Origin of the sequence: Mariniblastus fucicola (assembly GCF_008087665.1) — a bacterium.
Classification (GTDB): domain Bacteria; phylum Planctomycetota; class Planctomycetia; order Pirellulales; family Pirellulaceae; genus Mariniblastus; species Mariniblastus fucicola.
In genome coordinates this window covers 862,673-886,525 of the sequence record NZ_CP042912.1, presented here as the reverse complement: position 1 = coordinate 886,525, position 23,853 = coordinate 862,673, and the positions used below count along the sequence as shown (strand labels likewise).

The window sequence follows — 23,853 nt, the reverse complement described above, 5'->3', positions numbered from 1 at the left end:
ACGTTGCAGAAGCCGCAGCCTGACGCCGCAACCAGAACTAACGCAGCTTCCTTCTCGATTTGGCTCTGAAGTTCAAATAGGAAGCCAGCACGCCGCCGAGAGACTTCGAGGTATCCAGCAACACGTGGTCGATGCCCGCCGCGCCACAGACTTTTTTGACTCGTTTCATATAGCGGTCCACCGCTTCGAGATAGGATTTCCGTAGCGCCCGCGGTTCGGTATGCAACTCTGCTTCGACCTCAAGGCCACGAAACAGCGTGTTGTCCTCGAAGGGAAACTCAAGTTCGTCGTGGTGCATGACGTGAAACACGATCACTTCATGGCGGCGAAGACGAAATTGCTGCAAGGACTTGCCGAGTTCTTCCGGATCCAGAAACAGATCGGAAAACAGCACCACCATCCCTCGCGAACTCAACTGCGACGCGAGCGCCATGAACGGGTCGCTGACATCGGTTTTGTTTTCCGGTTCAGCCTGCTCAAGCTCGTGCAAGATCGCCTTGATGTGCGAAGGATGTGAGCTGTTTCGCAATGTCTTGTCGATCTGATTGCTAAAAAGTACCAGCCCGACCGAATCTGCCTGTTGCTGCATCAGGACCGCAACGCTTGCCGCAGCCGTGGCGGCATAGTCAAACTTGCTGCGTCCCGTCGCTTCGCCGTAACGCATGGACTTGCTACAGTCCACCAGCAGATGGCACTTGAGGTTCGTTTCCTCTTCGTACTCCTTGATGTACAGCCGATCAGTCTTGGACCAGACCTTCCAGTCGATGTGCCGCAGATCGTCTCCGGGTGCGTACTCCCGATGCGCCGCGAACTCGATCGCGAAACCATTGTGAGGCGAACGGTGCTGACCGGTCACGAAGCCTTCGACCACCAGACGAGCCTTCACGTCAAGACGCTTGATTTTGTCCAGCGTTTCCGGATCGAGATAATCTGGTTTGGAGGTTTCGGGCATTGAGTTCATCAGGTCAGGCAAACGTAACGACGGCTTCAAGCCGTTGACAGCGCAAAACGACGGCTAAGCCATCGCAACGAAAAAACTACCCACCGAAGGCATTTGCCAACTCGGGCGCAATCTTGTCGCCATCGCTGCGGTCAGGAATCTCCACAAGCAACCGGTCAATGATATCGTCCGAAGTTATCCCGGACGATTCCGCGCTAAAGTTCGTAATCACGCGATGCCGCAGCACCGGGCGAGCGACCGCTTTGACATCATCGGTGTTGACGAAAGTTCGCCCCTCGAGGACCGCACGCGCTTTGGCTCCGACCAGCAGGTTTTGCACACCACGCGGGCCCGCTCCCCAACTGATTGACTCCTTCACGAAATCCGGACAGTCGTCTTCGAGAATTCGAGTTGCACGAACCAGACGCAAAGCGAAATGAATCACGTGGGATGGAACGGGAACTCGACGAACAAGCTGTTGCAGTCGCAGAATTTCTTCGCCGCTGAGAATCTGCTCGACGTCGACTTTGATATCCGCCGTCGTGGTTTCAGCAATCCGAAACTCTTCCTCGTAGCTGGGGTATTTCACGAACACCTTGAACATGAAACGATCCTGCTGAGCTTCGGGAAGCGTATAGGTTCCTTCCTGCTCGATCGGGTTTTGAGTCGCCAGAACAAAGAACGGAGCCGGTAACTCGTGACGCTGACCACCGATCGTGACCTGCTTTTCCTGCATCGCTTCCAGCAACGCGGCCTGAGTCTTCGGTGGCGTACGGTTGATTTCGTCCGCCAGGATGACGTTTGAGAAAACGGGACCTTTGAGAAACTTGAACTCACGCTTTCCGGAAGTCTTGTCTTCCTGGATCACTTCGGTGCCCACGATGTCACTGGGCATCAGGTCAGGCGTAAACTGAATCCGTGCGAAATCCAGATTCATTGTTCGAGCCAGCGTGCTGACCATCAAAGTCTTCGCCAGCCCCGGAACGCCTTCGAGCAAACAGTGGCCTCGAGCAAAGATCGCGATCATCAACTGTTCGATGACTTCCTGCTGCCCGACGATGATTTTCGAGAGCTCGCGGCCAACAGACTGGTAAGCGGAACTCAGTTTTTCCAATGCGGCGATATCTTCGCTACCAAGTTCTGGCTGCCCCGTTCTCTGGTCGTTCATATCGGCTTGATCCCTTTATTTTGTGTCATCGGCGCAGCGGTTTAGCTCGGCAGCGCCTTTCTTACAGACCATTCTAGCGTCAAAAACCGCCACCTGCTTATTAACAACTCCCGAAGTGCCCAAAGGTTGCAGGATTTTGGCTGCGGGAAGAATTGTTGTCAAAAAGCCGCCATTTGGGATTGCAAATCGCAGTATCGCTCGGGGCGAAGCACAAGATTGCTGGCGTGGAATTGTTCGAACATGTACCAAGAAACTGCTTGGACACATTTGGGCCTGCATTGAACATCCAGTTTCAAACCTTGCGCCAAATTGCCCGGGTGTGTGCGGCGATCACTCATCACGAGCGAAATCCTGCAAAACCATTGCGACCGCGAATACATGCGGGCGGATCCTGGCGAAGTTTCGCCCGCGATCGATGCGACTGGATTTCAGGGCCGTCAATTTTCGAAAGTCGATATATCGCACCCCGTGCAAATGCAGGTTCGACGACTCGAAAGTGATTCGAAACGTTTCGTTGAGCCCTCTGGTTTTGAACGCTCCTGAACGGTATCGCCGATGCTTTCAGGACAATCGTCAAACTCAGCATTTGTTAGGGGATACCAACTTTTTAAACTTTTTTCGTTTTTCGCGATCCCTGCAAGCAATGTTTGGCAAAGCCCAAAATTGACCGGGCGAGCCAACAACTATCGAACCCCACCCGCGAAGGAAACACAAATGCTCCTTGACAACGTCTTCAAAAAAATCACCACCGTGGCAGCAGTCTGCCTGATCGCTTCCCCGGTCATGGCTCAGGAAGCAGACATCGCCACCGAAACTCAACCTGCAACGATCAACGTTGCCGATAGCGGCGAAGCAGCGATGCTTTCAGCCGATGGCGAACTGACAGGAAACGTTTTGACGTCTTCTGCTGACCAAATCACTCAAGTTCCAAATGCCAAAGTATCACTCGTTTCTCAGGGCAAAGTCATCGACTCTGTGACGACTGATTCAACAGGCAGCTTTTCTTTCGCAAACGTTCATCCAGGTCCTTATCAGGTCGTCGGTTCAGCCGCAGGCCTTGTTGGTTCCAAGTTGCTGACCGTTGCACCGTTCGCGAAATCAACGCCGGCTGCTCCAAGCACAGTCATGCTCAACAGCGCTGCTCCTGACGTAATCTACGACAGCTACGGTTCTGCTCCAGTAACATCTTTCGCTCCAAGCCCTGCTTGCAACACATGCAGCGGATCTGGTTTTGGTGGCGGATACGGCGGCGGCAGCGTTGCCGGAGGCCGTTTGGGCGGACGCCTTGGCCGTGGACTGCTCAGCAGCCCTCGTCGCCTGCTGTTCATCGGTGGTCTCGCCGGTGGCCTTGCGGCTCTGGAAGATTCAAGCCCTGATCGCTAAGCCGATTGAGCTGAACACAAAATCAAAGGTCGAATCTGGTTTCAGGTTCGACCTTTTTTCGTGTCATCATCTCACCCCTCAGTCTTCGGGACTGACAAATTCGACTGGTTTGATGTCGGCGTCGTGCAATAATAAAGGCTAACCCGGAGGACAGATGTCGGCTCAGCCAAACTCGGCGTTGCCAGAAACCGCAGCGCAACCAGAAAACTTCGAGCGCTTCAGGCAGCGGCGATCCGCTTCGCTTTTGATGTCACTGCTGCTGCACGGCTGTCTGCTGGGTTTGGCCGTGCTGCTGTTTTCGATTTTTCGTTCGCCGACTCCTGATGAACCGCTGAGGCGCGGAAGCATTGTGCTGACTTCCATCGACGAAAATCAGCAGGAAGACTTCCTCACCGAAGAAGACATTGAGGAAACGCTGGACGAAACGGCTGTCGCTGCGGCAGCCGCTGCTGCTGCCGCCGAAACTGCACCTGCGATCGACATGCCTGTCGTTGAAAGTTTGCCCGGGCCACCACCGATTGAACCGACGCCCAACGCTACCGAAATGGTAAACGAGTCGCACACCGATGCTGCGACTCATCAGTTCGAACTCTCCGAAGCAGAACTTGCAGAGATCGCTCGGGAACAGAGGCGACTGAAGTCTCGCCAGCCCAAAGGCGATCCGATGTCGATCAATGTGTTTGATGGTACGAACATGACGGGCCGGCGGTTCGTGTTCATTATCGATCGATCCCGCAGCATGGGCAGCCAGGGGCTGGGAGTTTTGGCGAGGGCTCAAACCGAATTGAGTTCGGCGATTCAACAACTGAAACCCAACCACGAATTTCAGATCGTGGCGTACCACAGCCGAACGGTAACGATTTCAAAACGGCAACTTTTGCCAGCGACCGACTCGAACAAGGCTCTCGTCAAACCGTTTCTGCAGAACCTGGCGGCTTTCGGAGCCACCGAACACAATTACGGAATCAACGCCGGACTTGCGTTTCGACCGGACGCGATTGTGCTGTTAACCGACGGCGGCTATCCCGGCCTGACCGCGTCTCAGCTGAAACTGATTCGTCGCGTGGCGGGCAATGCCGAGTTCCATTGCATTCAGTTTGGACTCGGTACGCAGCAGGAGTCCTCGAACTTTATGATGCGATTGGCCAGCGAATGTAACGGCACGTTCAGGTATATTGATGTTCGTGACTGGGATGAATAAGGCTGATTTGTCCTTGCTCGTTTGATTCGAACGCTCCAACCAAAAGGCCAGCCTGCCATGATTTTCAGAACGATCGTCGGAATAATTGCATCGGCTTGTGTGCTGCTGGCTCCTGTAAAAACAGAGCCGCAGGAAAGTAAAGCTTTCCAGCTGGAATATCGTGACGGCACGATCCTGACCAGCAATTTTGCAGATTCGAAGCTCGGTTGGACGAACGTTTCGGAGCTTGGGCAAATGACCAAGCAGTTGATCGACGTGTCGCGCATCGAGTCGCTGACGCTGACCATGGAACCGGCAAGCGAACAGTTGGCACAAACCCTGAAGCTGATCAACGATCTGGACTCGGATGATTTTTTCGCCCGCGAAGAAGCTGAAAAGCAGCTTACGAAAAACGGCAAACGATTTCGTTCGCTGATCGAACGCAACAGCACCCTCACGACTCCGGACGGCATCTATCGACTGGGTCGAATCCTGTCGTCGTTGAAAAGCGGCTCTCAAAAGCAAACGGGGTTCGCGTTGGATATCCTGACTCTCACCGACGGCACGAAGCTTACCGGTGACGCAGGCAGCAACGACCTCCAGTTCATTACTCGCGGGGAAACCGTTTCGGTGCCTCGCAAACGTCTAGCCCAAATCACGGCAGGCGTCGCAGACCTGAAGACTCGCCCTCGCACTCGTCCTGTCATCGAGACGAAACTTTATCACGACCACGCCAGCTTTATGGAAAATCGCAATCTGAAACTGGTCGATTTCGAGAATAAACCCGACGGCACGCCATTGCAATCGCTCGACAAAAACATCACTGGCCATTTTGTTCCGTTCGGCCTGAAACTGGGCACCGAGTTCCCGATGGGTTGCGTTGGTGTCAGCGGCTACAACATTAAAGGCGGCGACAAACCGGTCGGAGGAAACTCGGTTTGCGTTTACCCGTCAAAGACGCGATCCGTTAAACGATTTCAGGGCGTGATGGAGATCACGTTCTGCCAACCCGGAAAGGGCAGCGTTCCGCATGGCGTCAACAGTTTCGGACTGTTCCTGTCGCGAGTGAACCACAGCCGCGACATGTTGTTGCAAGCTTACGATTCAAAAGGTCGACTGATTGGAGTTTGCGAATCGAACGACGAACCTTGCACGTTCTGCGGCATCAGCTCGTCCGTTCCGATTGCCAAACTTCGCGTCCTGTCGAACCCCTGGGTTCTCGATTCCCGACGGCGATTGGTGAAAGAAAAAGAAGCCGCGTACTCGAAAATTGCCGATAGCGACGCGGTTAAAGTCGAGAAGGACGCGATGAAGCGGCAGCTGGACAAGGCTCGCTCAAATCTGAAAGTCGACAAGGACTACGCGGTCGACAGCATCATGTATTCCGCTCCCGTCCCGGTCGACAGCGGACGCACCGATCGCCATTTCCTTGGTCGAAACGGAGACGTCGTGCCAGCGACTGCGGTGCGTATGTTCGGGCCGGATCGAATCGAAATCAGTGCTCGTAACGTGCGACAACTGACCGTCAGCCTGGACGTTGCCAATACAGTCGCGCTCAAACCGGTTCCCAAACCGTTGCCGAAAAGGTTAAAGAACGATTCGAACTGGATGGCAATGCTTCGTGACAACAGCATCGTCCAGTGGACTCCTGGAACGAAGCTTCGCAGCAAAACTTTGCAGCAAGAGTTGACTCGGCAGGATGTCGTCGCGATTTGGCCAGCGGGACGTCCGCCAAGACTTCCGCTTGCTGGCGATTTTGAACGCGGCAACAACGTTCTGGTTTATCCGGGATGTCGCGTCACGACGCCAGAGGTAGTGTTTGACGAAAAAGGTTTCCGCTGGTCCGACGGCGATGTACTTACCGAACCTTTGCACGAGCCTGGCGAAACGAAAGTCGATCAGCGATCGGACGATTTTGCAGATTCAGTCGCACCCAGAAAATCTGAATTCACTTTCGACGCCAGTAAGCTGGACGAGTTCGAACTGCCGACGATCTGGTTCGCAAAACCGTCTGGCATGATTGCGAGTGAAGGTTGTTTGCGGCTCGATGGCGGAGAGATGATCGTTTACTCCAAGGGCGGGCTGTTTGAGTTGACGTCGATCAATGCACGCGAAGCGACCGTAACTTTCGGCGGCAATGAAGTTTCGATTCCTACCTCCAGAATCATCTCGGTCGTCCCGCCGCAGGAGTAGCGTTTCATGCAAGTCAGCTATTTCAAACGCTATCGAATGCAAATCGATCTGCAGGAGTACGGCGACTTCGAAGACATCGCGCTGCCTCCGGGGATCCAACTGCACGCGTGGAATGATGCGCTTGTCGAGGCTCATGCGAACGCCAAACATTTGAGTTTTCAGAATGAAATCGACTGCAATGTTTTCCCTTGCCTTGGCGATGCGGACGGTTGCGAGCGGTTAATGAATGAGATCAGTTCCCGCAGCGGGTTCGTCCCGGAAGCAACCTGGCTGATGACCTGGACCGATCCGCTTAACCATTGCACGCAGAGCATCGGGACCGTGCAGGGCATCCGCGAACAGAAAGACGTCGGCTCGATCCAGAACATCGGAATCACAGCCCAGTTCCGCGGCATGGGACTGGGGACTGCAATTGTGAAGAAATGCCTTGCCGGATTCGCAACGGTCGGCGTTCGATTTGTGACTTTGGAAGTTACCGCCAATAACTCTCGGGCGTACCGACTGTACGAGCGTCTTGGATTTCGGATTCTGAAAGTCGTCTTCAAGTCCGCCGAAATCTCGTCTGTGATTTGATCGCCAGTGGCTTAGAATTGAGGCCATGATTGAAACACCCTCCAACCCGGAACTGGAATCACTGTACAACCACCTGGCGTCGCTAGCCGATGAAACAGGTTGGCCAACTGAAGCCCTCCAGCGTTGCGCCGACGCCGGTTTCTATCGCTGGTTCGTAAGCAAAGCAGACGGCGGATTCGGCTGGTCCGCGACCGACATCGCGAAGGGATATTTGGAGCTGAGCAAAGCGAACTTGACGGTAACGTTTATATTGACTCAGCGTGTTGCTGCCTTGCGGCGGATCGCAGGCTGTGAGAACGAGCCACTTAAAAAACGATTCCTGGAACCGATGCTCTCGGGACAACGCACGGCCACCGTTGGGATTTCCCATCTCACCACCAGCCGCCAACACCTCGGCAAACCGGTGCTCGCGGTTTCCGAACGCGACGGCGGGTTTCAAGCCAACGGACTCAGTCCCTGGGTCACCGGCGGCAATGGAGCGGACTGGATTCTGATGGGCGGCTCTCTGGTTGACGAATCTGGAACCGCTGACGGGAGAGAAGTTCTCTTTCTGGTGGAAACGGATGATGAAAATGTGGTCGTCAAACCGGGCTTTGAGCTGATCGCGTTGTCCTCAAGCCACACCGGTGCGGCCGAAGTGAAAGACGTTTTTGTGCCCGAGGCCAACATCGTCGCCGGTCCGGTCAAACAGGTCCTCACAGGAAACGGGGGCGGCGCGGGCGGACTACAGACTTCCGTTTTGGCGTTGGGGTTAGCCAAAGCCGCGATCGATTTCATCGAATCTGAATCGCAGCGACGTAGTGATCTTGCTCCGGCACAGACGGCTCTGCGGCGGCAACATGAAGCTCTATGCAACGACTTGTTTGCAGCGACCGCAGGCAGCACCGAAGTGACCGCCGCGGAGGTTCGATCTCAAGCCAACAGTTTGGCGTTGCGATCAACTCAATCGGCGTTGGTCGCAGCCAAAGGCGCCGGATTCGTTACAGGCCACCCAGTCGGTCGCTGGTGCCGGGAAGCCCTGTTTTTTCTGGTCTGGAGCTGCCCGCACGCGGTCTCTCAGGCTAATCTGGACGAATTCGCGCCGTGCTCGTAGTCGCGTGGCTACGCAGTTTCAGAAGCTCCGCAGATTTTGAAACTTGCAACTCCAGTTTGCAGAGCGGCGCTCTCGATCAGCTGACCGAATCGAAATCCCTTGAATCGCGCCCTCGAATTTTCGCTCGTCCAGAAGATTCGCCGGAAAGCAAAACCGCTCGCCGACGTATCTGCGGAGAAGCTACGCGAAGCCGGGCTGTCGCTGAAGTATCGTGCTTCGATCGGGACTGCGATCGACAAGTTGATTCCAGAAGCATTCCCGCTGGTGATCGAAGCGATCCGCCGATCCCTGGACATGGTCCCGTACGACATGCAAATCTTCGCGGCGATGCAGATCGCGAAAGGCCGCGTTGCCGAAATGAAAACTGGCGAAGGCAAAACGCTGACCGCGACCATGCCCGCGTACTTGCACGCTTTGTCCGGCCGCGGCTCGCACGTCGTGACGGTGAATGATTACCTCGCCAGTCGAGACCACAAACTACTTGAACCCGTTTTCAGAACGCTGGGACTTTCTTCCGGCGTGGTCACCAGCGACACCGAACCGACGGAGCGAAAACGGGCCTATCGGAAAGATGTTACTTACGGAACAGCCAAAGAATTCGGTTTCGACTTCCTCCGCGATCGCCTGTCGCTTTCTTCCGGACAGACTCGTTCTCAGCTGCTGCATCGCGAGCTCAACTATGTCCTCGTGGATGAGGTCGACAGCATCCTGATCGATGAAGCCCGGACACCGTTGATCATTGGCATCACCGATCCGGAAGAACAAAAGTTGACAGAGCTTTGCTTTCGTTGGGCAGCCGAAAACGCGCCGCAGTTTATCGAGGAACGCGACTTCCACTATCAGCATGACAAGAAAAAAGTTGAACTCAAGCCAGGCGGTATTCAGCGACTTCGAGGCTTGCCGCAGAATGAAGGAACGCGACGAGTTCCGATTCGCAAGCTCTACGAGTACATTGAAAACGCAATCAAAGTTCGTCGCGACTTCCAACTGGATCAGCACTACACGATTCGGGAGGGCAAGGTCGCGATCATTGACGAATTCACCGGCCGGATCGCTGAAGGACGACAGTGGCAACGCGGCATCCATCAATCTGTCGAAGCCAAGGAGAAGCTTGAGGTCACACCGAATGTGGGTTCCGGGGCAACGGTAACAATGCAGACTTTCTTTCGATTGTACGAGAGCTTTGGCGGGATGTCGGGCACGGTGGAAACGAGTTCACGCGAGTTCAAGAAGGTCTACAAGAAAAAAACGGTTGTCGTGCCGACGCATCGACCGGTCATTCGAAAGAAATTGGCCTCAAAAATATTCGCTGATTTGGACTCAAAGTTTGAAGCCATCGTTGCGGAAACAGTCGAGATGACGAACGCTTCTCGTGCGGTTCTCATTGGGACTCGCAGTGTCGAAACGTCTGAGTTGCTTTCGAGGCTGCTAAGCGATCGCGGCATCGACCATGAAGTCCTCAACGCCAATCAACTTGAACGCGAAGCGGAGATCATCAAGGCGTCCGGTGAAGCCGGGAAAGTCACCGTGGCGACCAACATGGCGGGCCGTGGCACGGATTTCATTCTTGCTCCCAAAGTCAAACAGGCCGGCGGATTGCACGTGATTTTATCGGAAGTCCACGAAAGCCAACGCATCGATTGGCAGCTTGTCGGACGCGGTTCGCGGCAGGGTCAGCCTGGCAGTTTTCGCATCTTTGTTTCGATGGACGACGATGTTTTGCTCCAGGGACTTGGTCCGGGAAGGACGGGTCGACTGCGGCGCAAGTACTCTTCGCTGCCGAAGAAAGGCAGCGTCAACCCAAAGGTTTTTCGCCATTTCCAGCTTGCTCAACGACGACTCGAGCGAAAACATTTGGTCGACCGAATGATCCTGCTGAAACAGGACAAGGAACGACAGGAACGGCACATAGAAATGGGCCAGGATCCGTATTGCGACGTGGTGAATTCTTAGTCGGAGTCTCGCCAGATTGTTGTTTCAGCAGCGAGGTAGAAGCACGACGACCATGCAGTTTTCGCGCGCAGGGCAGGGGACCTAACCTGGAGCGAAAAGCCGATTGAAGCCGATAGATCGCCAGCGCCAGCTACGGACGCACCTGGATAGCGTAGCGAAACAGATCCCGGATCCGATTTTGCTTGATCCGAAAACAGCTGCCATGATTTCGTACTGCACCGGATTCCTTCAAGTGCATTCTCAGTTCCAGCATCACGTCGCCCTTGCGCAAAAGCTTGATGAACTCATCGACCGATGGCTCGCGACACCACGTCACGCCATAGTAGTGAAACTCCTCAGCCTTTCCTTTCCCGCGACTATGAGCTGAAACGAAAACAGTTTCGGTGTGCTTTTCCTTCAACCGTTTGGCGAGAATTTCACGAGTCCAGAACGCGATCCGCGATCCATCGAACGTCAGCCAGACTTTCGACGAATCGCCTTCGACCTCGAAAGCAAATTTGTGCGAACTCATGTCGATCGTGACCGTCGAATAGAGTGCCGTTCTGCCGTTGTCATCTACGTAGCCATAGTTTCGAACGCGATCTGCTGACTTCAACCCATCCGTCCACTTCGGTTCCTTGAGAAACAGATTCATTTTTTCGGAATCGTTCATCGTCAGATCGTCATCCCGAAATGCTTTCAGCTCCATGCCCATATAGTCCCCGCCGGGCGAGTTGTTTTCTTCAATACCCAACATGGTTTCCAGCGTATACCCGATCCCGGTTGACCCACGGCGAAGCGTCGGCACGAAACCTTGCTCCGAAAGCATGTCGAACTTTTCCAAAAACGAATCCACCGCCGGCGAGCGATCAAACTCGCTGGTCCCGGATGCAATGTCGGGCGTCGTTTCAGCAGGCGGCGAAACTGTCGGCGCGACAGATTCCTCCGCCAGTATTTCAACCGGCGATTTGACGACAGTCGGCGCTGGATCGGGGCGCGGACTGGGTGGCGTTTCGACCGGATCACAGCCGGAAACAGCGGCCGCCAGCAGCGTTAAGAACAGAATTATTCTGGATTTAGTCATGAAACTGAAACATTGAAACGCAGGTACGACTCAAGTCGCGATCCTTCACCTAGAATCGGGGCTACTCATTTAGAATCGTCGTCGCGATCCTCGACAACCCTGGGCGGAGTCTCACTTGGCACTTATTGAACTCAACGACGTCAGCAAAACCTACGATTTGGGCGAGGTCAAAGTCCACGCACTGCGACAAACGACGCTGAACATCGAACAGGGCGAGTACGTCGCCCTGATCGGCCCCTCCGGATCCGGCAAGTCAACTTTGATGAACACGCTGGGCTGCCTCGATCGCCCAACCACCGGCAGCTACATTCTTGACGGCGAAGAAGTCGTCGACATGACGCTCGACCAACGGGCTCACATTCGAAACAAGAAACTGGGCTTCGTGTTTCAGAACTTCAACCTGCTTTCGCGGACGTCGGCCGAGGAGAACGTCGAACTTCCGCTGCTTTATTCCAAAGGAGTCACTCCCAGACAGCGACGTGAGAAAGCTCGTGAACTGCTGGGCCTGGTCGGACTCGGCGATCGTCTGGACCATCATCCGGCACAGCTTTCCGGAGGCCAACAGCAACGCGTGGCGATTGCGAGAGCTTTGGTAAACGAGCCTCCGATTTTGATGGGCGATGAGCCGACCGGAAATCTTGACACCAAAACCAGCCGCGAAGTGATCGAGCTGCTGGAGAAGTTGAACGAAGAACGCAAGCTGACCATCATTCTGGTAACGCATGATCAGGAAGTCGCTCGCAACGCCCGCCGCACGATCGTTTTGCGGGACGGCAATGTCGTTTGCGACACGGAAAACTTTAGCGAAGCGCTCGAATCGTTACATTCCTACCCCGTCGACGAGTAAACGTCGGCAAGTCTTCCATTCGTTTCAATAGTTGCGACACGTATTTCCGATTCCATGACTACCGCCGTTACAAACGGACGCTAGCACTGGATGACGATGATCGCAGCGAACCCCAAACCAAATACCAGCACGACGCGCAAGCGAGTGAGCCTGCACATCGCGGACGCAATCAATCGCTTGAGCTTCATGCTTGTATTTATATTCGCCGTTTTCGTTACGGATACGGCAAACGCCCAACTGATCGACATCTGTCCTGAGCAACGTCACATCGCAGTTCGCGATCCGGGTGCACTTTGCGCGTTCGACATCGCCAACGCTGACGTCCCATTCACCGTTGCACTCGAAGAAGATCGCATGGCAGAACCGTTGTCACTGGACGATGCGATCCAAATTGCGATTCGCAACGCAGACGTCGTCCGGGTTCTCAGCGGTGTTTCAGCGTCCACGACAGGTCGTACCATTTACGATGTGGCGATCTCGAACGCTTCGATCGATGAGCAACTCGCCGTCTTTGATCCGACGCTGAACTTTCAGTCAACGATGAACAAGTCTGACAGCCCGGCGGCAATCTTCGATCCTCTCGATCCGACAGGAGCAATTCTTACGGGCTCCAGCACGGACTCAATTAACACAACGCTGAACCTGCAAAAACGAACCCACAACGGAGCCACTGTGGGATTCAATGCGAACGCGATCGGATCCTATTTTGAACCCGGCGTCTTTCCGCTTGAACCGCAGTATCGTTCCTTTGCGGAAATCACATTGCGGCAGCCTTTTGCGAAAGGCTATGGCCGCGACGCGAATCTGACGCCCGTCATTGTTGCTCGCATCAACACAGAGCGATCGTACTTTCAATTCAAGAATTCAGTTCAGGAACTCGTTCGTAGCGTCATCGCCGGATACTGGAATCTGGTTGCGGCCCGAGTCGAAGTTTGGGCTCGGAAGCAGCAGATTGAACAGGCGAAGTTTGCTTTCGAAAGAGCCCAAGCCAGAAAAGATGCCGACTTGGCCGTCGCCGCCGATGTGGCTCAGGCCCGTTCTTCGCTGGCGAACTTTCGCGCCAGTCTGATCACCGCGCGTTCGAGCTTGATTTTGGCTGAAACGGCACTGCGAAATGTGATGGGACTGCCACCGTCGAGCGGAAGCGTCATCGTGCCGACTTCGGTTCCGGTTCTGGAACAGATCGATTTTAATTGGAATGAAATCGTTGCGATCGCCGAAGAACATCGCCCCGACATTATCGAATTGAAACTTATCCTCGAAGCCGACCAGCAACAGCTTCGCCTGGCCGACAACTCGGCGCGGCCGCAATTCGACGGAATCGCAAACTATCGTTGGGACGGCCTGAGTGGCGAAATGCCCAACGGAAACTTTTTGGAAAACGATGGCGGTCGATTCGCGGGCTTCAATCTGGGCGTCAACTTCGCGGTTCCGTTTGGCCTGCGAGGCGATCGCGCGGCTTTGCGACGCAGGGAACTGATTCTGCTGCAAGACCGCAAGAATTTGGAACAGGGCATCCATCAAATGGTGCACCAGTTGACGATCAACTATCGAAACCTTGACCAGTTCTATCTTCAAATTGAAGCGTTCCGGGAAGCCAGAGAGGCCGCCAGAATCAGCTACAACAATCAGGCCGCTGAAGTTTTTGAAGGTCGTCGGGAAGTAATCAACGTGCTGACCGCGATTACGGATTGGGGAAACGCGATTTCTCAGGAAGCCCGTTCGATCACGCAGTACAACACCGAACTGGCAAACGTCGAATCCCAAACGGGTTCAATCCTCGAAACGCACGGAATTCGTTTTGTGGAAGAACGCTACGGATCGATTGCTCCGACTTTGGTCGGCGTTCAACGTCCGTCGCGGGCCTATCCGAAGGCTCTACGAATCGATGGAGCCACCGATCGGTACAACGAATCGCCAACCAATTCCGATTCGGCGTTCAATCTTGAAGACCTCGACCCTCCGCGTCCAAACTCGGAATTGATCGACGACGCACTACCGGGCGATCTGGAAACAAATCCGGATGACGAACTGAGAATCAAGAGCCTGAAGGAGTTGCTGCAGGAACCTGAGTTCAACTCGACGCCAGATTCCAACGCGACGCCGCGTTCCCTGGACTCAAGCCCCGGATTGCTCGACTCTTCGCAGCGTCGACCGTCGCGGAGCAGCAACTTGACGCTGCCGAAACGCTCGACGAAACGTTGGTCGTTCAAGAACATTTTCCGACGATAGCGGCAGCGGCAAACCAACAGTCACCGGTTGCAGGGTTGCGCCGCCACCTGCGAATTTTGCCAGTTTGCGGTTTGTAACTTGCGTCTCGCAATCGAATGTCAGTTTCGCTACTCCCGATTCTGCAAACGGTCAAAGCAGTTGATCACCAACGCTGTCCAGCCCGTTTGGTGGCTCGCTCCCAGCCCGCGCCCTGAGTCGCCGTGAAAGTACTCGTGGAACAGAACGTAGTCTTTCCAGTTTGGATCCTCATTGAGGAAGTCACGCCCTTCGTTCACCGGACGCTTACCGTCTTCGACGACGAACAGTTTGGTCAACCGTCGTGCTATTTCGTCGGCGACTTCCTTCAAATTCAGCATCGTGCCGGACCCGACCGGGCATTCAACTTTCATCGACTCGCCATAGAAATCGTGATACTGATCCAGCGCCTCGATCAGCAACCAGTTGACCGGAAACCACACCGGTCCTCGCCAGTTTGAGTTACCGCCGAACAAACCGGAATCTGATTCGCCGGCCTTGTATTGCACTGAAAAGTTTTGATGACTGATCTGGACCTTGTAGGGGTTCGACTCGTGAAACTTTGACATCGATCGCACGCCATAGTCCGACAAAAACTCGGTCTCGTCGAGCATATAGCGGAGGATTGCTTTGAGACGAGATTTTGATGGAATCGCCAGCAGCAGCTTCGGGTCATCACCATGCTTTTCGAGGTAAGTAATCTGGCTGGACAGCGTTTTCCGATTTTCCAGGAACCACATCATCCGCTTTTTGAAGCCCGGCAACCGGTCGATGACTTCCATATTCAACACTCCGACCGCGACCATCGGCAGCAGTCCAACCATCGACCGAATTCTCAGCGGCGTGACGTTATCTTCCTGATGAAGCTGATCGTAGTAAAAACCATCGTCCTCGTCCCACAGCCCGTTGCCGAGCGAGTTCATGGCGTTGGCAATGGAAACGAAGTGTTCGAAAAACTTCGATGCCACATCTTCATAGCTTTCATCGAAACTGGCCAACTCCATCGCGATCGTGAGCATCGTCGAACAGTAGAACGCCATCCAGGCGGTCGCATCCGCCTGGTCGAGATCGCCGCCGACGTGTTCTGGCTGCGAGCGATCGAAAACACCAATATTATCCAGTCCAAGGAATCCGCCGGAGAAAATGTTGTTCTCGTCGCGGTCCTTCCGATTGATCCACCACGTAAAGTTGATCAACAGCTTGTGAAACACTCGCGCCAAAAACTGCCGGTCTTTCCCGTCACCCTGGTCTGAATCCTCATAGACCTGCCACGCAGCCCACGCGTGAACGGGCGGATTGCAATCGGAAAACTGAAACTCGTAGGCCGGAATTTGGCCGTTCGGATGCATGTACCACTCGCGCAGCAACAGCAACAACTGCGACTTTGCGAACTCAATGTCGACTTTCGCAAACGGCACCATATGGAAAGCCAAATCCCACGCCGCGTACCATGGATACTCCCATTTGTCGGGCATCGAAATGACATCGCGGTTGTACAAATGATTCCACTCGGAATTTCGACCAGAACTGCGTGCTTCGGCGGGAATCGGTTTTCCCGGATCACCGCGCAGCCAGTCGCGCACCGAGTAGAAATAAAACTGCTTCGTCCAAAACAGCCCTGCGAACCCCTGCCTGGCAATGGCTCGTTCGGACTGTTCGGGCCACTGTTTCAGGACGTCGCCGTAGAACGAGTTGGTTTCTGCAATTCGCGAGTCGAAAATCTCATCGAACTCCGAACCGAGTAGCTGACTACGGTCGTCCGTAGGCATCTCTTTCTCACTGACCAGCCGAAACTGTAACGTGCGACTTTCGCCAGGCTCCAGCTCCATTTCGTAAACGACAGCGGCCTTGGTTCCCGTTTGAGACGGACTTACGACACGCGAATGCCCTCCGATAATGTGTTCATGAAAGGCATCTTTGACGAACGGCTCTGCATTGATCTGGCCGTACAACTTTCGGTAGTTCGTCTCGTTATCGGTAAACAGAAACAGAGGCTCGTTGCGATCATCATCCACCGCGAAGAAACGGAATCGTCCCAGCGAAGCGTGTTCGGATTCGATCTGTCCGGGCACCAACTTTGACAGTCTCGGTTTGGGCCAATAGCCTTCGCCCGATCTGCCGAACGACCATGTATTTCGAAACCAAAGCGTTGGCAGCAAGTGCAGCGGCGCCGTCTCGGGTCCGCGATTGCAAACCGTGACCCGAATCAGAATGTCGTTCGGGCCGTTCTTGGCATACTCCGCGGTAACATCAAAGTAGCGATCGTCTTCGAACGCACCAGTGTCTTCGAGTTCGTACTCCAGATCGTCGTAGCCACGCCGGGCGTTTTCTTCCCGCAATTGCTGGTATGGAAACTCGCACTGCGGATACTTGTACAGCGCCTTCATGTAAGAATGCGTCGGTGACGAATCAAGGTAGAAATAGTGTTCCTTGACGTCCTCGCCGTGGTTGCCTTCAGGACCGGTCAACCCAAACAGACGCTCTTTCAAAATCGGATCTTTTCCATTCCACAGCGCGAGCGCGAAACTCAGCCGACCTTGCCGATCGGTGATTCCAAGCAAACCGTCTTCGCCCCAACGATAGGCGCGAGAGACTGCTTCTTCGTGCGTGAACGAACGCCACGAGTCACTGTTTTCAGAATAGTCCTCGCGGACCGTGCCCCACTGACGTTCCGCCAGGTACGGCCCCCAACGTTTCCAGTTGGCTTTTCGTTGGCGGTCGTCCTCCATGCGTTGACGTTCCGGGCAATTTTGTGGACGGCGTTTAGACGGTTCGTTCGATTCCATTACGTTGTTGTTCCTGAGTTTTGACGCTCAAATAGCAGGCCGAGACTGCCGCGAGGCAACGGTTTTGATCCGCCGCATCGCGGGTTCGAGTGGTGATTGGAGTTCCCATCCTTTGCCAGTAGCTCACCTTGTACCATAATGTCGGCCAGCAGCGACATCGCTGCAAGAAGTGCAACTCTAACAGGAAACATTGTGAGCGATAAAAAGTACGACGTCTTTGGTGTGGGCAACGCAATCGTAGACATTTTGGCTCAGGTTGAAGATCACGTCATCAATGACCTTTCGTTGAACAAAGGCAGCATGGCTCTGATGTCGACCGAGCAGCAGGGCGACATTCTCACAGCGATCCACGATCCCTCGCTGACTTTCGCCGCCGGCGGATCGGCAGCCAACACAATGGTGGCGATTGCTCAAAGCGGCGGATCAGCGGTGTACACAGGTCGTGTTGCCGACGATACCAATGGCGAGTATTACAAAAAAGGCATGGAGAGCGAAGGCATTCTGTTCTACGTTCCGCCTTCGGAAACAGGCCACGAACCAACCGGTTCAAGCGTCATCCTGACAACGCCCGATGCCGAACGAACGATGTGCACTCACCTTGGCGTTTCGACTTCGCTGGGCAAGTCCGATGTTGATTTCGACATGCTGGCTCAATCCAAATGCTGTTATGTCGAAGGCTATTTGTGGAGTTCTGATGGACCGCGGGAAGCCTGCTTGGAAGTTTTCAAACACGCAAAAGCCAATGGAGTCCTTTCAGCGTTCACGTTCTCTGATTCTTTCCTTGTCGATTTGTTTGCCGAGCAGTTTAAAGACGTCGTTCGAGAGCACTGCGATATCATTTTCTGCAACGCCGACGAAGCCCGAAAATTTATCGGCAACGATGACCTCCAGCAGTGCGTCAAAGAAATCGGTGCAATCTGCAATCATTCCTTTATCACCGACGGCGCTAACGGAAGCTATGTCGTGATCGATGGCCAGATTTCAAAAGTCGATGGCTTTGAGGTGAAAGCGGTCGATACGGTAGGCGCCGGAGACGCGTTCGCCGGAGGCGTGCTGTACGGGTTGACCAACGGACTGTCGCCAGAAAAATCGGCTCGCTGGGGCAACTATCTGGCGTCACGCGTTGTGTCCAAGTTTGGTCCACGCCTGGACGAATCGATCGCCGAAGAGATGCAAGAAGCAATCGCCTGAACCTGATCGGCTTTCGGGATTTTCATGCCCCAGCAACCTGAATCGCTACCTTCGATCTCTTCATCGCTGTTGGTACGCGTTCAGGCGATGCATCCCGACGCGTGGGCACGAATGGTCGATATTTTTTCGCCGATCATCTATCGCTGGTCCCGACAAGCCGGTTTGTCGGGTTGCGATTCGGCCGATGTGGTGCAGGATGTTTTCATCTCGATCGCCAGACGCATCGCTTCCTTTGAACGGCTAAAAGACAACGGCAGTTTTCGCTCGTGGCTGGCGACGATCACTCGCAATCAGATCCGCGACGTGTTTCGGCGAAAGCAAAAACAACCTGACGCACGAGGTGGATCTACGGCAATGCGGAAAATCGCGGACCTGGAATCACCGATATACGCGAATTGGGAAGAAAGCATCAGCGCCGCAAATCTGGAATCGCGACTGCCACAACGAGTGTTGCAGATGGTGAAATCTGAATGCGACGACGCAACGTGGCAGGCTTTCTGGCTGACCACAATCGACGAGAAACCGGCTTCGATGGTCGCGGAGCAATTGGGCATCAGTATCGCCAGCGTCTATCAGGCTAAATCGCGGACGCTAAGACGGCTGCGAAAACGAATGAACGAAATTCCGTAGTCGCCATTGTGAACGGGTGTCACCCAGATGAACTCTAGCCAATCGCCTGATTGCGACCGGCGTTCTTGGCCTTGAAGAGGTTCTTGTCAGCCGCGTCCAGCAACTCTTCTCGCGTCAGGGAATTCCCGGCATCGCAAACAGCGATGCCGCAACTCAACGAGCATTCAAGGATTCCGCTGGACGTAAAAAATGGATCGCCGATCGCTGCTTCGCGAAGCCGTTCGGTGGCCTTCAACGCAGATTCGAAATCTGTGTTCACCAAAACGACTGCGAATTCGTCGCCACCAAAACGAGCGAACACTTCACTGTTTCTGGTGACGGCTTTTACTCGTCGACCAAACTCAGCAAGAACTTCGTCGCCGACGAGATGACCGTACCTGTCGTTAATTGATTTGAAGTGATCGAAGTCGATCATCAACAAACCGACTGGTTGTTTCGAGCGAGCATGGCGGTGAAGTTCCCGTTCAAGAACGTCCATCAGGTACCGCCGATTCCACGATCCTGTCAGCGCATCCTGAGTCATCATTCGATAGACCGACTCGTAGTAGTGGGCTTCAATATTATCAGCGTCAAAAAATTTGAACGTCCATCGTCCGACGCGCAGACAATCGCCGGAATACAGCTGCTGGCTATCCACTCGAACATCGTTGACGAAGGTCCCGTTGGTCGATCCAAGATCAACGACAAACCAGTTCTCGCCATCACGAACGATCTTGGCATGCCGCCGCGATGCCAAGGTCTCGGCCACGACCAGGTCGCAGCTTTCATCACGGCCAAACACGAATGTATCCGTATCGATCGACCTCAGCCCTTTTCCTGAATCGACGGGTGAGATCCGGAGTACTTTTGGCGGCGAACCCGGCGCTGGCGGCTGTTCCGCTGCTTTATCCGAAACAGGCACGCAACTGGCATTCGAAACCAAGGTCGGACTTCCCGGGAGTAACTTCATGACGTCGAAACTTATAAAGTGAAACTGTCTTCACTGAAAAGCTAGTTCACTGGCTCAACGGCCACCGGACGAAGTCAACACATGAGGGCAAACCCCCATATCCACCCAAACCAATCGACGGAAAATTGCTCGATGCGTCAGCCGAAAATCAGCTACAGCGATCGAACAGCCCGGTTTCGACGTGAATCGAACGAAGGGCACAAACTATACTTCGTTCGACAACAGGGCTTGGCGACAACATTCAACACCATGCACGACGCGACTGAGTTCACTAAATCGCTCCGCTGGCAGGCTGACACGCTGGCGGATTCAGTCACTCCACTCGCACAAGCCATTCACGAATCCTGCCGTGCCGTCGCGAAGCCATCCGTCAAGCTGAGCCTGCTCTTTGAGCTGTTGGCCTCGCTGCAACGAGATCACGAAAAAATTGCTAGTAACATCTGAAAGCGCCGACATGTCGCCCCACAGTTTCTCGAACTGGGCAACGGGGAACACGTCCTCCTGGCCGTTCCCCCAACGCTTCTTCACATCCTTGAGCGTGATGTAAGTCGGCATTTGCTGGGACAATTCGCGAACACAGCGATCAACTTTCTCTTGATCACCAAGCTCTTCCCGCGACAACCCCAGCACGCTGAGCAACTGGTCGATATCAATCCATGTCGTGAGCGAGTTGTAGTAAGTCAGCTTGAACTCGTCGCGTTCCCGCGGCATGGCCAAACCTTCCACCAACCGAGGTCGACCATTGACTCTCGCCAGCCCGCCGCCGCGATCGTCCAGCCGCCGTTCGATCACTTCAAAACTCAAACAGTTGCCGTGCTCGATGTGTGTGCCCAGCAATCCAGGATCAACGTTCGCGCCCAGCGTGTCGATATTGTGCAGCATCATGTGCTTCAGGTTCGGCCGTGACTGCAGCAACTGATGCAGAGTTCCGTTGCGGAGCATGTTTGGAATCTCGTACCAGTGTCCGACTGGATGCAGACATTGCATCGGCATATTGTCGGTATAGTCGGTGCCTTCACCCATTTGCCGAGCCCAACGAATCAGTGCCGCGCGAGCGCTGTCGCGAACTTTTTGTTGCTGTTGATCGAGCACCTGTTGCGGCATTTCCTGCCAGGCAAAACGCAAATCGCGAACCATCGGAATCGTCCGCAAGCCAACGTAGCGCCCCGGAGACAGGATGACCTGGCCCGGATATCCGTAGTTGGAAACCTGGCTTAAGTGTTCAGCGATGGGCTCATGCGTCATGTAGCCCGTCGTGATGATGTGCGGAATCGCGTTTTCCTGGCTGGCGAACTGCTTGGAGATTCGATTGCTCTTCGCGAGATGCACTTCCAGAAAACTGCGATGCTTTCCCGACAGCTGTGCGAAAGGATGCAAGCCTTTGACGACGCCCGCCCCTTCGGTCCAGCGGCTTCCGACGCCAGCGGCCAACGTGACGACTGCGACTTCTCCGTTTGCGATCGCGGCCTCGCCAGCGGAACGGGCGAACCTCGAGATTGACTCTCGAACGTCAACAACGTCTTCATACTCAACATCTTTGATCGACGTGTTCAACGGCAATCGATTTTGCGACAGCCCGAAACGGCCCGACTGCAGGTCCGTTTGAATTTGCTCGTGTAATTCCCGATCAAAACCAAAACGCTCGAGTAGCTCGCCAAGTGAATCTTCGCGGACGCCCGTTGACTTGCGGCCAGGCAGAATGCTTTCAATAAGCTTCTGCAGGGTCGCCGACTGGCCTTCGTTTCGAAATTCACTGCCGAGTTGCTCCAACTCTCGCCGAGCCAGTGCTGGAAGTTCGTGGGATTCCTGCTTTAACCAACCGGGAACCTGAAGCGCGTAGTATTCGCCTGGCATTCTGGCATCGTCGCCGGCAAGCATTTCGCTCCACGTGCCACGGTCATTGATTTCAAAATCGTAAACCACAGGAGTCATCGCGAACGGCAGTCGAGTCTGCATCCGATCGCGAGTCTCGATCATCGTCGTCTGCAACCAACGCTTGGCGTCTTCTTTGACTGCCGGATCGAAGATGAATCCCATCCCGCCGCCTGCCATTCCGCCAAGCATCCAGAAACCCCAAAACTGGTCGCCCCATTTTTGTTCACTTTGCTCGACCAACGAATTGGTGAACAGATTCGTGCACCAGGGAATTATTTTCTGAAGCGGACCAAAGAAGTTTCGACTGGTGGCTTTCCCGATCGCCCGGATATCGCCCTCTTTGAGCCCGCGAGTGATTTCACCAAGAATTTCGATGGCTTCTTTACGAGCTTCCCATTCGACAGGGCTGCGAAGAAGATATTTTTCCGTCACCATTTCAAGGATCGGTCCGACGTTCTGGGCCATCCCGCCATGAACCAGCACCAAAGAATCCTGCAGCGCTTTTCGCGTCTCTGGCGTGACTTCTTCGGAAGAAAACACTTCGTGCTTTGGCAGCAACCGCCCGCGGCTAACTCCGAATTCCGGATCGCCAGACTCGGCCTCGCTTCCGCAAATCAGTTTGATTCCTGGCCAAACTCCGCCCGAGTCTTGCCATCCACCACCCGATCCACCGATCCATTCTCCAAGAATCGCACGCGCGGCAATGATACGCCGATCGGACTCCTGAAGCCCGCCAGTCAGTTCACTCACCTGGCCTGTCGCACGCATGCAAACGGAAATCAGCGAGCCCAGCAAATTGGTTGAAACCGCCAGCCGTGATCCCTTTGGAATGTCGTTGACCTTGGACACGATTTCCAGTCCCAAGCCAGGACCGACCAGACGTTCGAGCAGGCTTTCCATCGTCTGCCCGCAGCCTTCCATGCCTGGCGGAACAATTCCGGCAGCGATCACAGCCGCCTTCAACAGTCCAAGATAGTCTTTTGCAAAATCGAAGACTTCTGCAATCGTCTCGATCTCTGCCGAGGCCTTCAAATCGGTGCTGGTCAGCTTGAGAACAGGCTGATCGATTACCCGGAGATAGCATTCAATTGGCGGACGGGGCTGCTTGTCACGTCCCATAACACCAAGGTTCACCGAAGCATTGATCACTTTGGCGCCCGAGGGAAAGTCCATTCCGAGAAAGAAAATATCGCTCCACGCGCTGTGCGTGAAATCCATTCGCACCGCGGTTGTCTCTTTGAGCATCGGATACGATGCGTTGCTTTCGTCCTTTTGCAGCAATTCCTTGCGAAAGCGAAGCGGATGATCGGCGGGATGCCCGGTGCGGAACATCCACTGGTTGCCACGTACCGTTCGGACGCTTTTCCGAACCTGATCGGCCAATGTCTGAAAACCGAGTTCGTGATAACTGCTGGCCAACGCGCTCGAAAGCCCATCGCAGGGTCCTTCGCTTTGCTGAACTTCCAACAGCTCGTCAATCGCTTCGGTGAATCGCCGCTCGAGCAAATGTTGCCAGGCGTCGAAGGGAATGTTGCCGCTGTGGTCCGGCCCGTAGTGCGGCGGCAGCTGAAATCGATGGATGGAAAACAGAAAAAACAGAGCTCGCACGCGATGGTACAGATTGTCCGTTTGCCGCCAGAACGAATCGAGTGCTTCGCAATGCTGCAACAACTCGTCCAATGTGGCTCCTTCGCAAACGGCGTCCAGTGACTGATTGCGAACGTCATCTTCGGTCGACGTGATGATGTCGACCAGCGAATTTTTCTTTGTGGCAACCGACAT

General features: G+C 54.5%; 16 protein-coding genes. 10 read left to right on the top strand and 6 right to left on the bottom strand.

The window, feature by feature from the left end:
* Nucleotides 1–37: 37 nt before the first annotated feature.
* Nucleotides 38–952 (bottom strand): DUF58 domain-containing protein, encoded by a 915-nt coding sequence (locus MFFC18_RS03235; RefSeq protein WP_075085240.1) that lies wholly within the window; start codon nucleotides 950–952, stop codon nucleotides 38–40.
* An 85-nt stretch (nucleotides 953–1,037) separates the two neighbouring features.
* Nucleotides 1,038–2,108 carry an AAA family ATPase gene (locus MFFC18_RS03230; RefSeq protein WP_075085241.1) on the bottom strand — a complete coding sequence of 357 codons (1,071 nt, stop codon included), beginning with the start codon at nucleotides 2,106–2,108 and terminating at the stop codon, nucleotides 1,038–1,040.
* Nucleotides 2,109–2,822: 714 nt separating this feature from the next.
* On the opposite strand from MFFC18_RS03230, the gene MFFC18_RS03225 reads away from it, so the two are divergent.
* The 6 genes from MFFC18_RS03225 (at nucleotide 2,823) to MFFC18_RS03200 (ending at nucleotide 10,483) form a co-directional block, all read left to right on the top strand.
* Nucleotides 2,823–3,491, top strand: a complete 669-nt coding sequence (locus MFFC18_RS03225) for a carboxypeptidase-like regulatory domain-containing protein (RefSeq protein WP_157665189.1) — start codon at nucleotides 2,823–2,825, stop codon at nucleotides 3,489–3,491.
* A 154-nt stretch (nucleotides 3,492–3,645) separates the two neighbouring features.
* Nucleotides 3,646–4,692, top strand: coding sequence for a vWA domain-containing protein (locus MFFC18_RS03220; RefSeq protein ID WP_075085244.1), 1,047 nt, complete (start codon nucleotides 3,646–3,648; stop codon nucleotides 4,690–4,692).
* A 57-nt stretch (nucleotides 4,693–4,749) separates the two neighbouring features.
* The gene (locus tag MFFC18_RS03215) at nucleotides 4,750–6,864 is read left to right on the top strand and encodes a hypothetical protein (RefSeq protein ID WP_075085245.1); all 2,115 of its coding nucleotides are present in this window, start codon (nucleotides 4,750–4,752) and stop codon (nucleotides 6,862–6,864) included.
* Between the two features lie 6 nt (nucleotides 6,865–6,870).
* Complete coding sequence (locus MFFC18_RS03210) at nucleotides 6,871–7,437, top strand: GNAT family N-acetyltransferase (protein ID WP_075085246.1); 567 nt, start codon at nucleotides 6,871–6,873, stop codon at nucleotides 7,435–7,437.
* Between the two features lie 25 nt (nucleotides 7,438–7,462).
* Nucleotides 7,463–8,530 (top strand): acyl-CoA dehydrogenase family protein, encoded by a 1,068-nt coding sequence (locus MFFC18_RS03205; RefSeq protein WP_075085247.1) that lies wholly within the window; start codon nucleotides 7,463–7,465, stop codon nucleotides 8,528–8,530.
* A 99-nt stretch (nucleotides 8,531–8,629) separates the two neighbouring features.
* Nucleotides 8,630–10,483 carry a preprotein translocase subunit SecA gene (locus MFFC18_RS03200; RefSeq protein ID WP_084417224.1) on the top strand — a complete coding sequence of 618 codons (1,854 nt, stop codon included), beginning with the start codon at nucleotides 8,630–8,632 and terminating at the stop codon, nucleotides 10,481–10,483.
* Nucleotides 10,484–10,613: 130 nt separating this feature from the next.
* Here MFFC18_RS03200 and MFFC18_RS03195 read toward each other — a convergent pair whose 3' ends face one another.
* Nucleotides 10,614–11,546 (bottom strand): MvaI/BcnI family restriction endonuclease, encoded by a 933-nt coding sequence (locus MFFC18_RS03195; protein ID WP_075085248.1) that lies wholly within the window; start codon nucleotides 11,544–11,546, stop codon nucleotides 10,614–10,616.
* A 115-nt stretch (nucleotides 11,547–11,661) separates the two neighbouring features.
* Here MFFC18_RS03195 and MFFC18_RS03190 point away from each other — a divergent pair, with 115 nt between their 5' ends.
* Nucleotides 11,662–12,393, top strand: coding sequence for an ABC transporter ATP-binding protein (locus tag MFFC18_RS03190; RefSeq protein WP_075085249.1), 732 nt, complete (start codon nucleotides 11,662–11,664; stop codon nucleotides 12,391–12,393).
* A gap of 96 nt (nucleotides 12,394–12,489) precedes the next feature.
* On the top strand, nucleotides 12,490–14,625 hold the full coding sequence (locus MFFC18_RS03185) for a TolC family protein (protein ID WP_162273974.1): 2,136 nt from the start codon (nucleotides 12,490–12,492) through the stop codon (nucleotides 14,623–14,625).
* Nucleotides 14,626–14,732: 107 nt separating this feature from the next.
* Here the strand turns inward: MFFC18_RS03185 and MFFC18_RS03180 are convergent, their stop codons facing one another.
* Complete coding sequence (locus MFFC18_RS03180; protein WP_075085251.1) at nucleotides 14,733–17,426, bottom strand: MGH1-like glycoside hydrolase domain-containing protein; 2,694 nt, start codon at nucleotides 17,424–17,426, stop codon at nucleotides 14,733–14,735.
* A 192-nt stretch (nucleotides 17,427–17,618) separates the two neighbouring features.
* Between MFFC18_RS03180 and MFFC18_RS03175 the strand changes: the two genes are divergently transcribed.
* Both MFFC18_RS03175 and MFFC18_RS03170 read left to right on the top strand, forming a co-directional pair.
* A complete protein-coding gene (locus MFFC18_RS03175; protein ID WP_202907556.1) occupies nucleotides 17,619–18,617 on the top strand; it encodes an adenosine kinase in 999 nt (332 codons plus the stop codon).
* Nucleotides 18,618–18,641: 24 nt separating this feature from the next.
* Nucleotides 18,642–19,247: an RNA polymerase sigma factor gene (locus MFFC18_RS03170; RefSeq protein WP_075085252.1), complete on the top strand. Its 606-nt coding sequence runs from the start codon at nucleotides 18,642–18,644 to the stop codon at nucleotides 19,245–19,247.
* A 34-nt stretch (nucleotides 19,248–19,281) separates the two neighbouring features.
* Here MFFC18_RS03170 and MFFC18_RS03165 read toward each other — a convergent pair whose 3' ends face one another.
* The gene (locus MFFC18_RS03165; protein ID WP_075085253.1) at nucleotides 19,282–20,196 is read right to left on the bottom strand and encodes a diguanylate cyclase; all 915 of its coding nucleotides are present in this window, start codon (nucleotides 20,194–20,196) and stop codon (nucleotides 19,282–19,284) included.
* A gap of 309 nt (nucleotides 20,197–20,505) precedes the next feature.
* Nucleotides 20,506–23,853: a UTP--glucose-1-phosphate uridylyltransferase gene (locus MFFC18_RS03160; protein WP_075085254.1), complete on the bottom strand. Its 3,348-nt coding sequence runs from the start codon at nucleotides 23,851–23,853 to the stop codon at nucleotides 20,506–20,508.

Excerpts from the sequence above, each read along its gene's own strand:
- MFFC18_RS03170 (WP_075085252.1), top strand. The coding sequence starts at position 18,642 with ATGCCCCAGCAACCTGAATCGCTACCTTCGATCTCTTCATCGCTGTTG.
- MFFC18_RS03205 (WP_075085247.1), top strand. The coding sequence starts at position 7,463 with ATGATTGAAACACCCTCCAACCCGGAACTGGAATCACTGTACAACCAC.
- MFFC18_RS03210 (WP_075085246.1), top strand. The coding sequence starts at position 6,871 with ATGCAAGTCAGCTATTTCAAACGCTATCGAATGCAAATCGATCTGCAG.
- MFFC18_RS03225 (WP_157665189.1), top strand. The coding sequence starts at position 2,823 with ATGCTCCTTGACAACGTCTTCAAAAAAATCACCACCGTGGCAGCAGTC.
- MFFC18_RS03160 (WP_075085254.1), bottom strand. The coding sequence starts at position 23,853 with ATGTCGGTTGCCACAAAGAAAAATTCGCTGGTCGACATCATCACGTCG.
- MFFC18_RS03180 (WP_075085251.1), bottom strand. The coding sequence starts at position 17,426 with ATGGAATCGAACGAACCGTCTAAACGCCGTCCACAAAATTGCCCGGAA.
- MFFC18_RS03235 (WP_075085240.1), bottom strand. The coding sequence starts at position 952 with ATGCCCGAAACCTCCAAACCAGATTATCTCGATCCGGAAACGCTGGAC.
- MFFC18_RS03165 (WP_075085253.1), bottom strand. The coding sequence starts at position 20,196 with ATGAAGTTACTCCCGGGAAGTCCGACCTTGGTTTCGAATGCCAGTTGC.
- MFFC18_RS03185 (WP_162273974.1), top strand. The coding sequence starts at position 12,490 with ATGATCGCAGCGAACCCCAAACCAAATACCAGCACGACGCGCAAGCGA.
- MFFC18_RS03220 (WP_075085244.1), top strand. The coding sequence starts at position 3,646 with ATGTCGGCTCAGCCAAACTCGGCGTTGCCAGAAACCGCAGCGCAACCA.
- MFFC18_RS03215 (WP_075085245.1), top strand. The coding sequence starts at position 4,750 with ATGATTTTCAGAACGATCGTCGGAATAATTGCATCGGCTTGTGTGCTG.
- MFFC18_RS03230 (WP_075085241.1), bottom strand. The coding sequence starts at position 2,108 with ATGAACGACCAGAGAACGGGGCAGCCAGAACTTGGTAGCGAAGATATC.
- MFFC18_RS03195 (WP_075085248.1), bottom strand. The coding sequence starts at position 11,546 with ATGACTAAATCCAGAATAATTCTGTTCTTAACGCTGCTGGCGGCCGCT.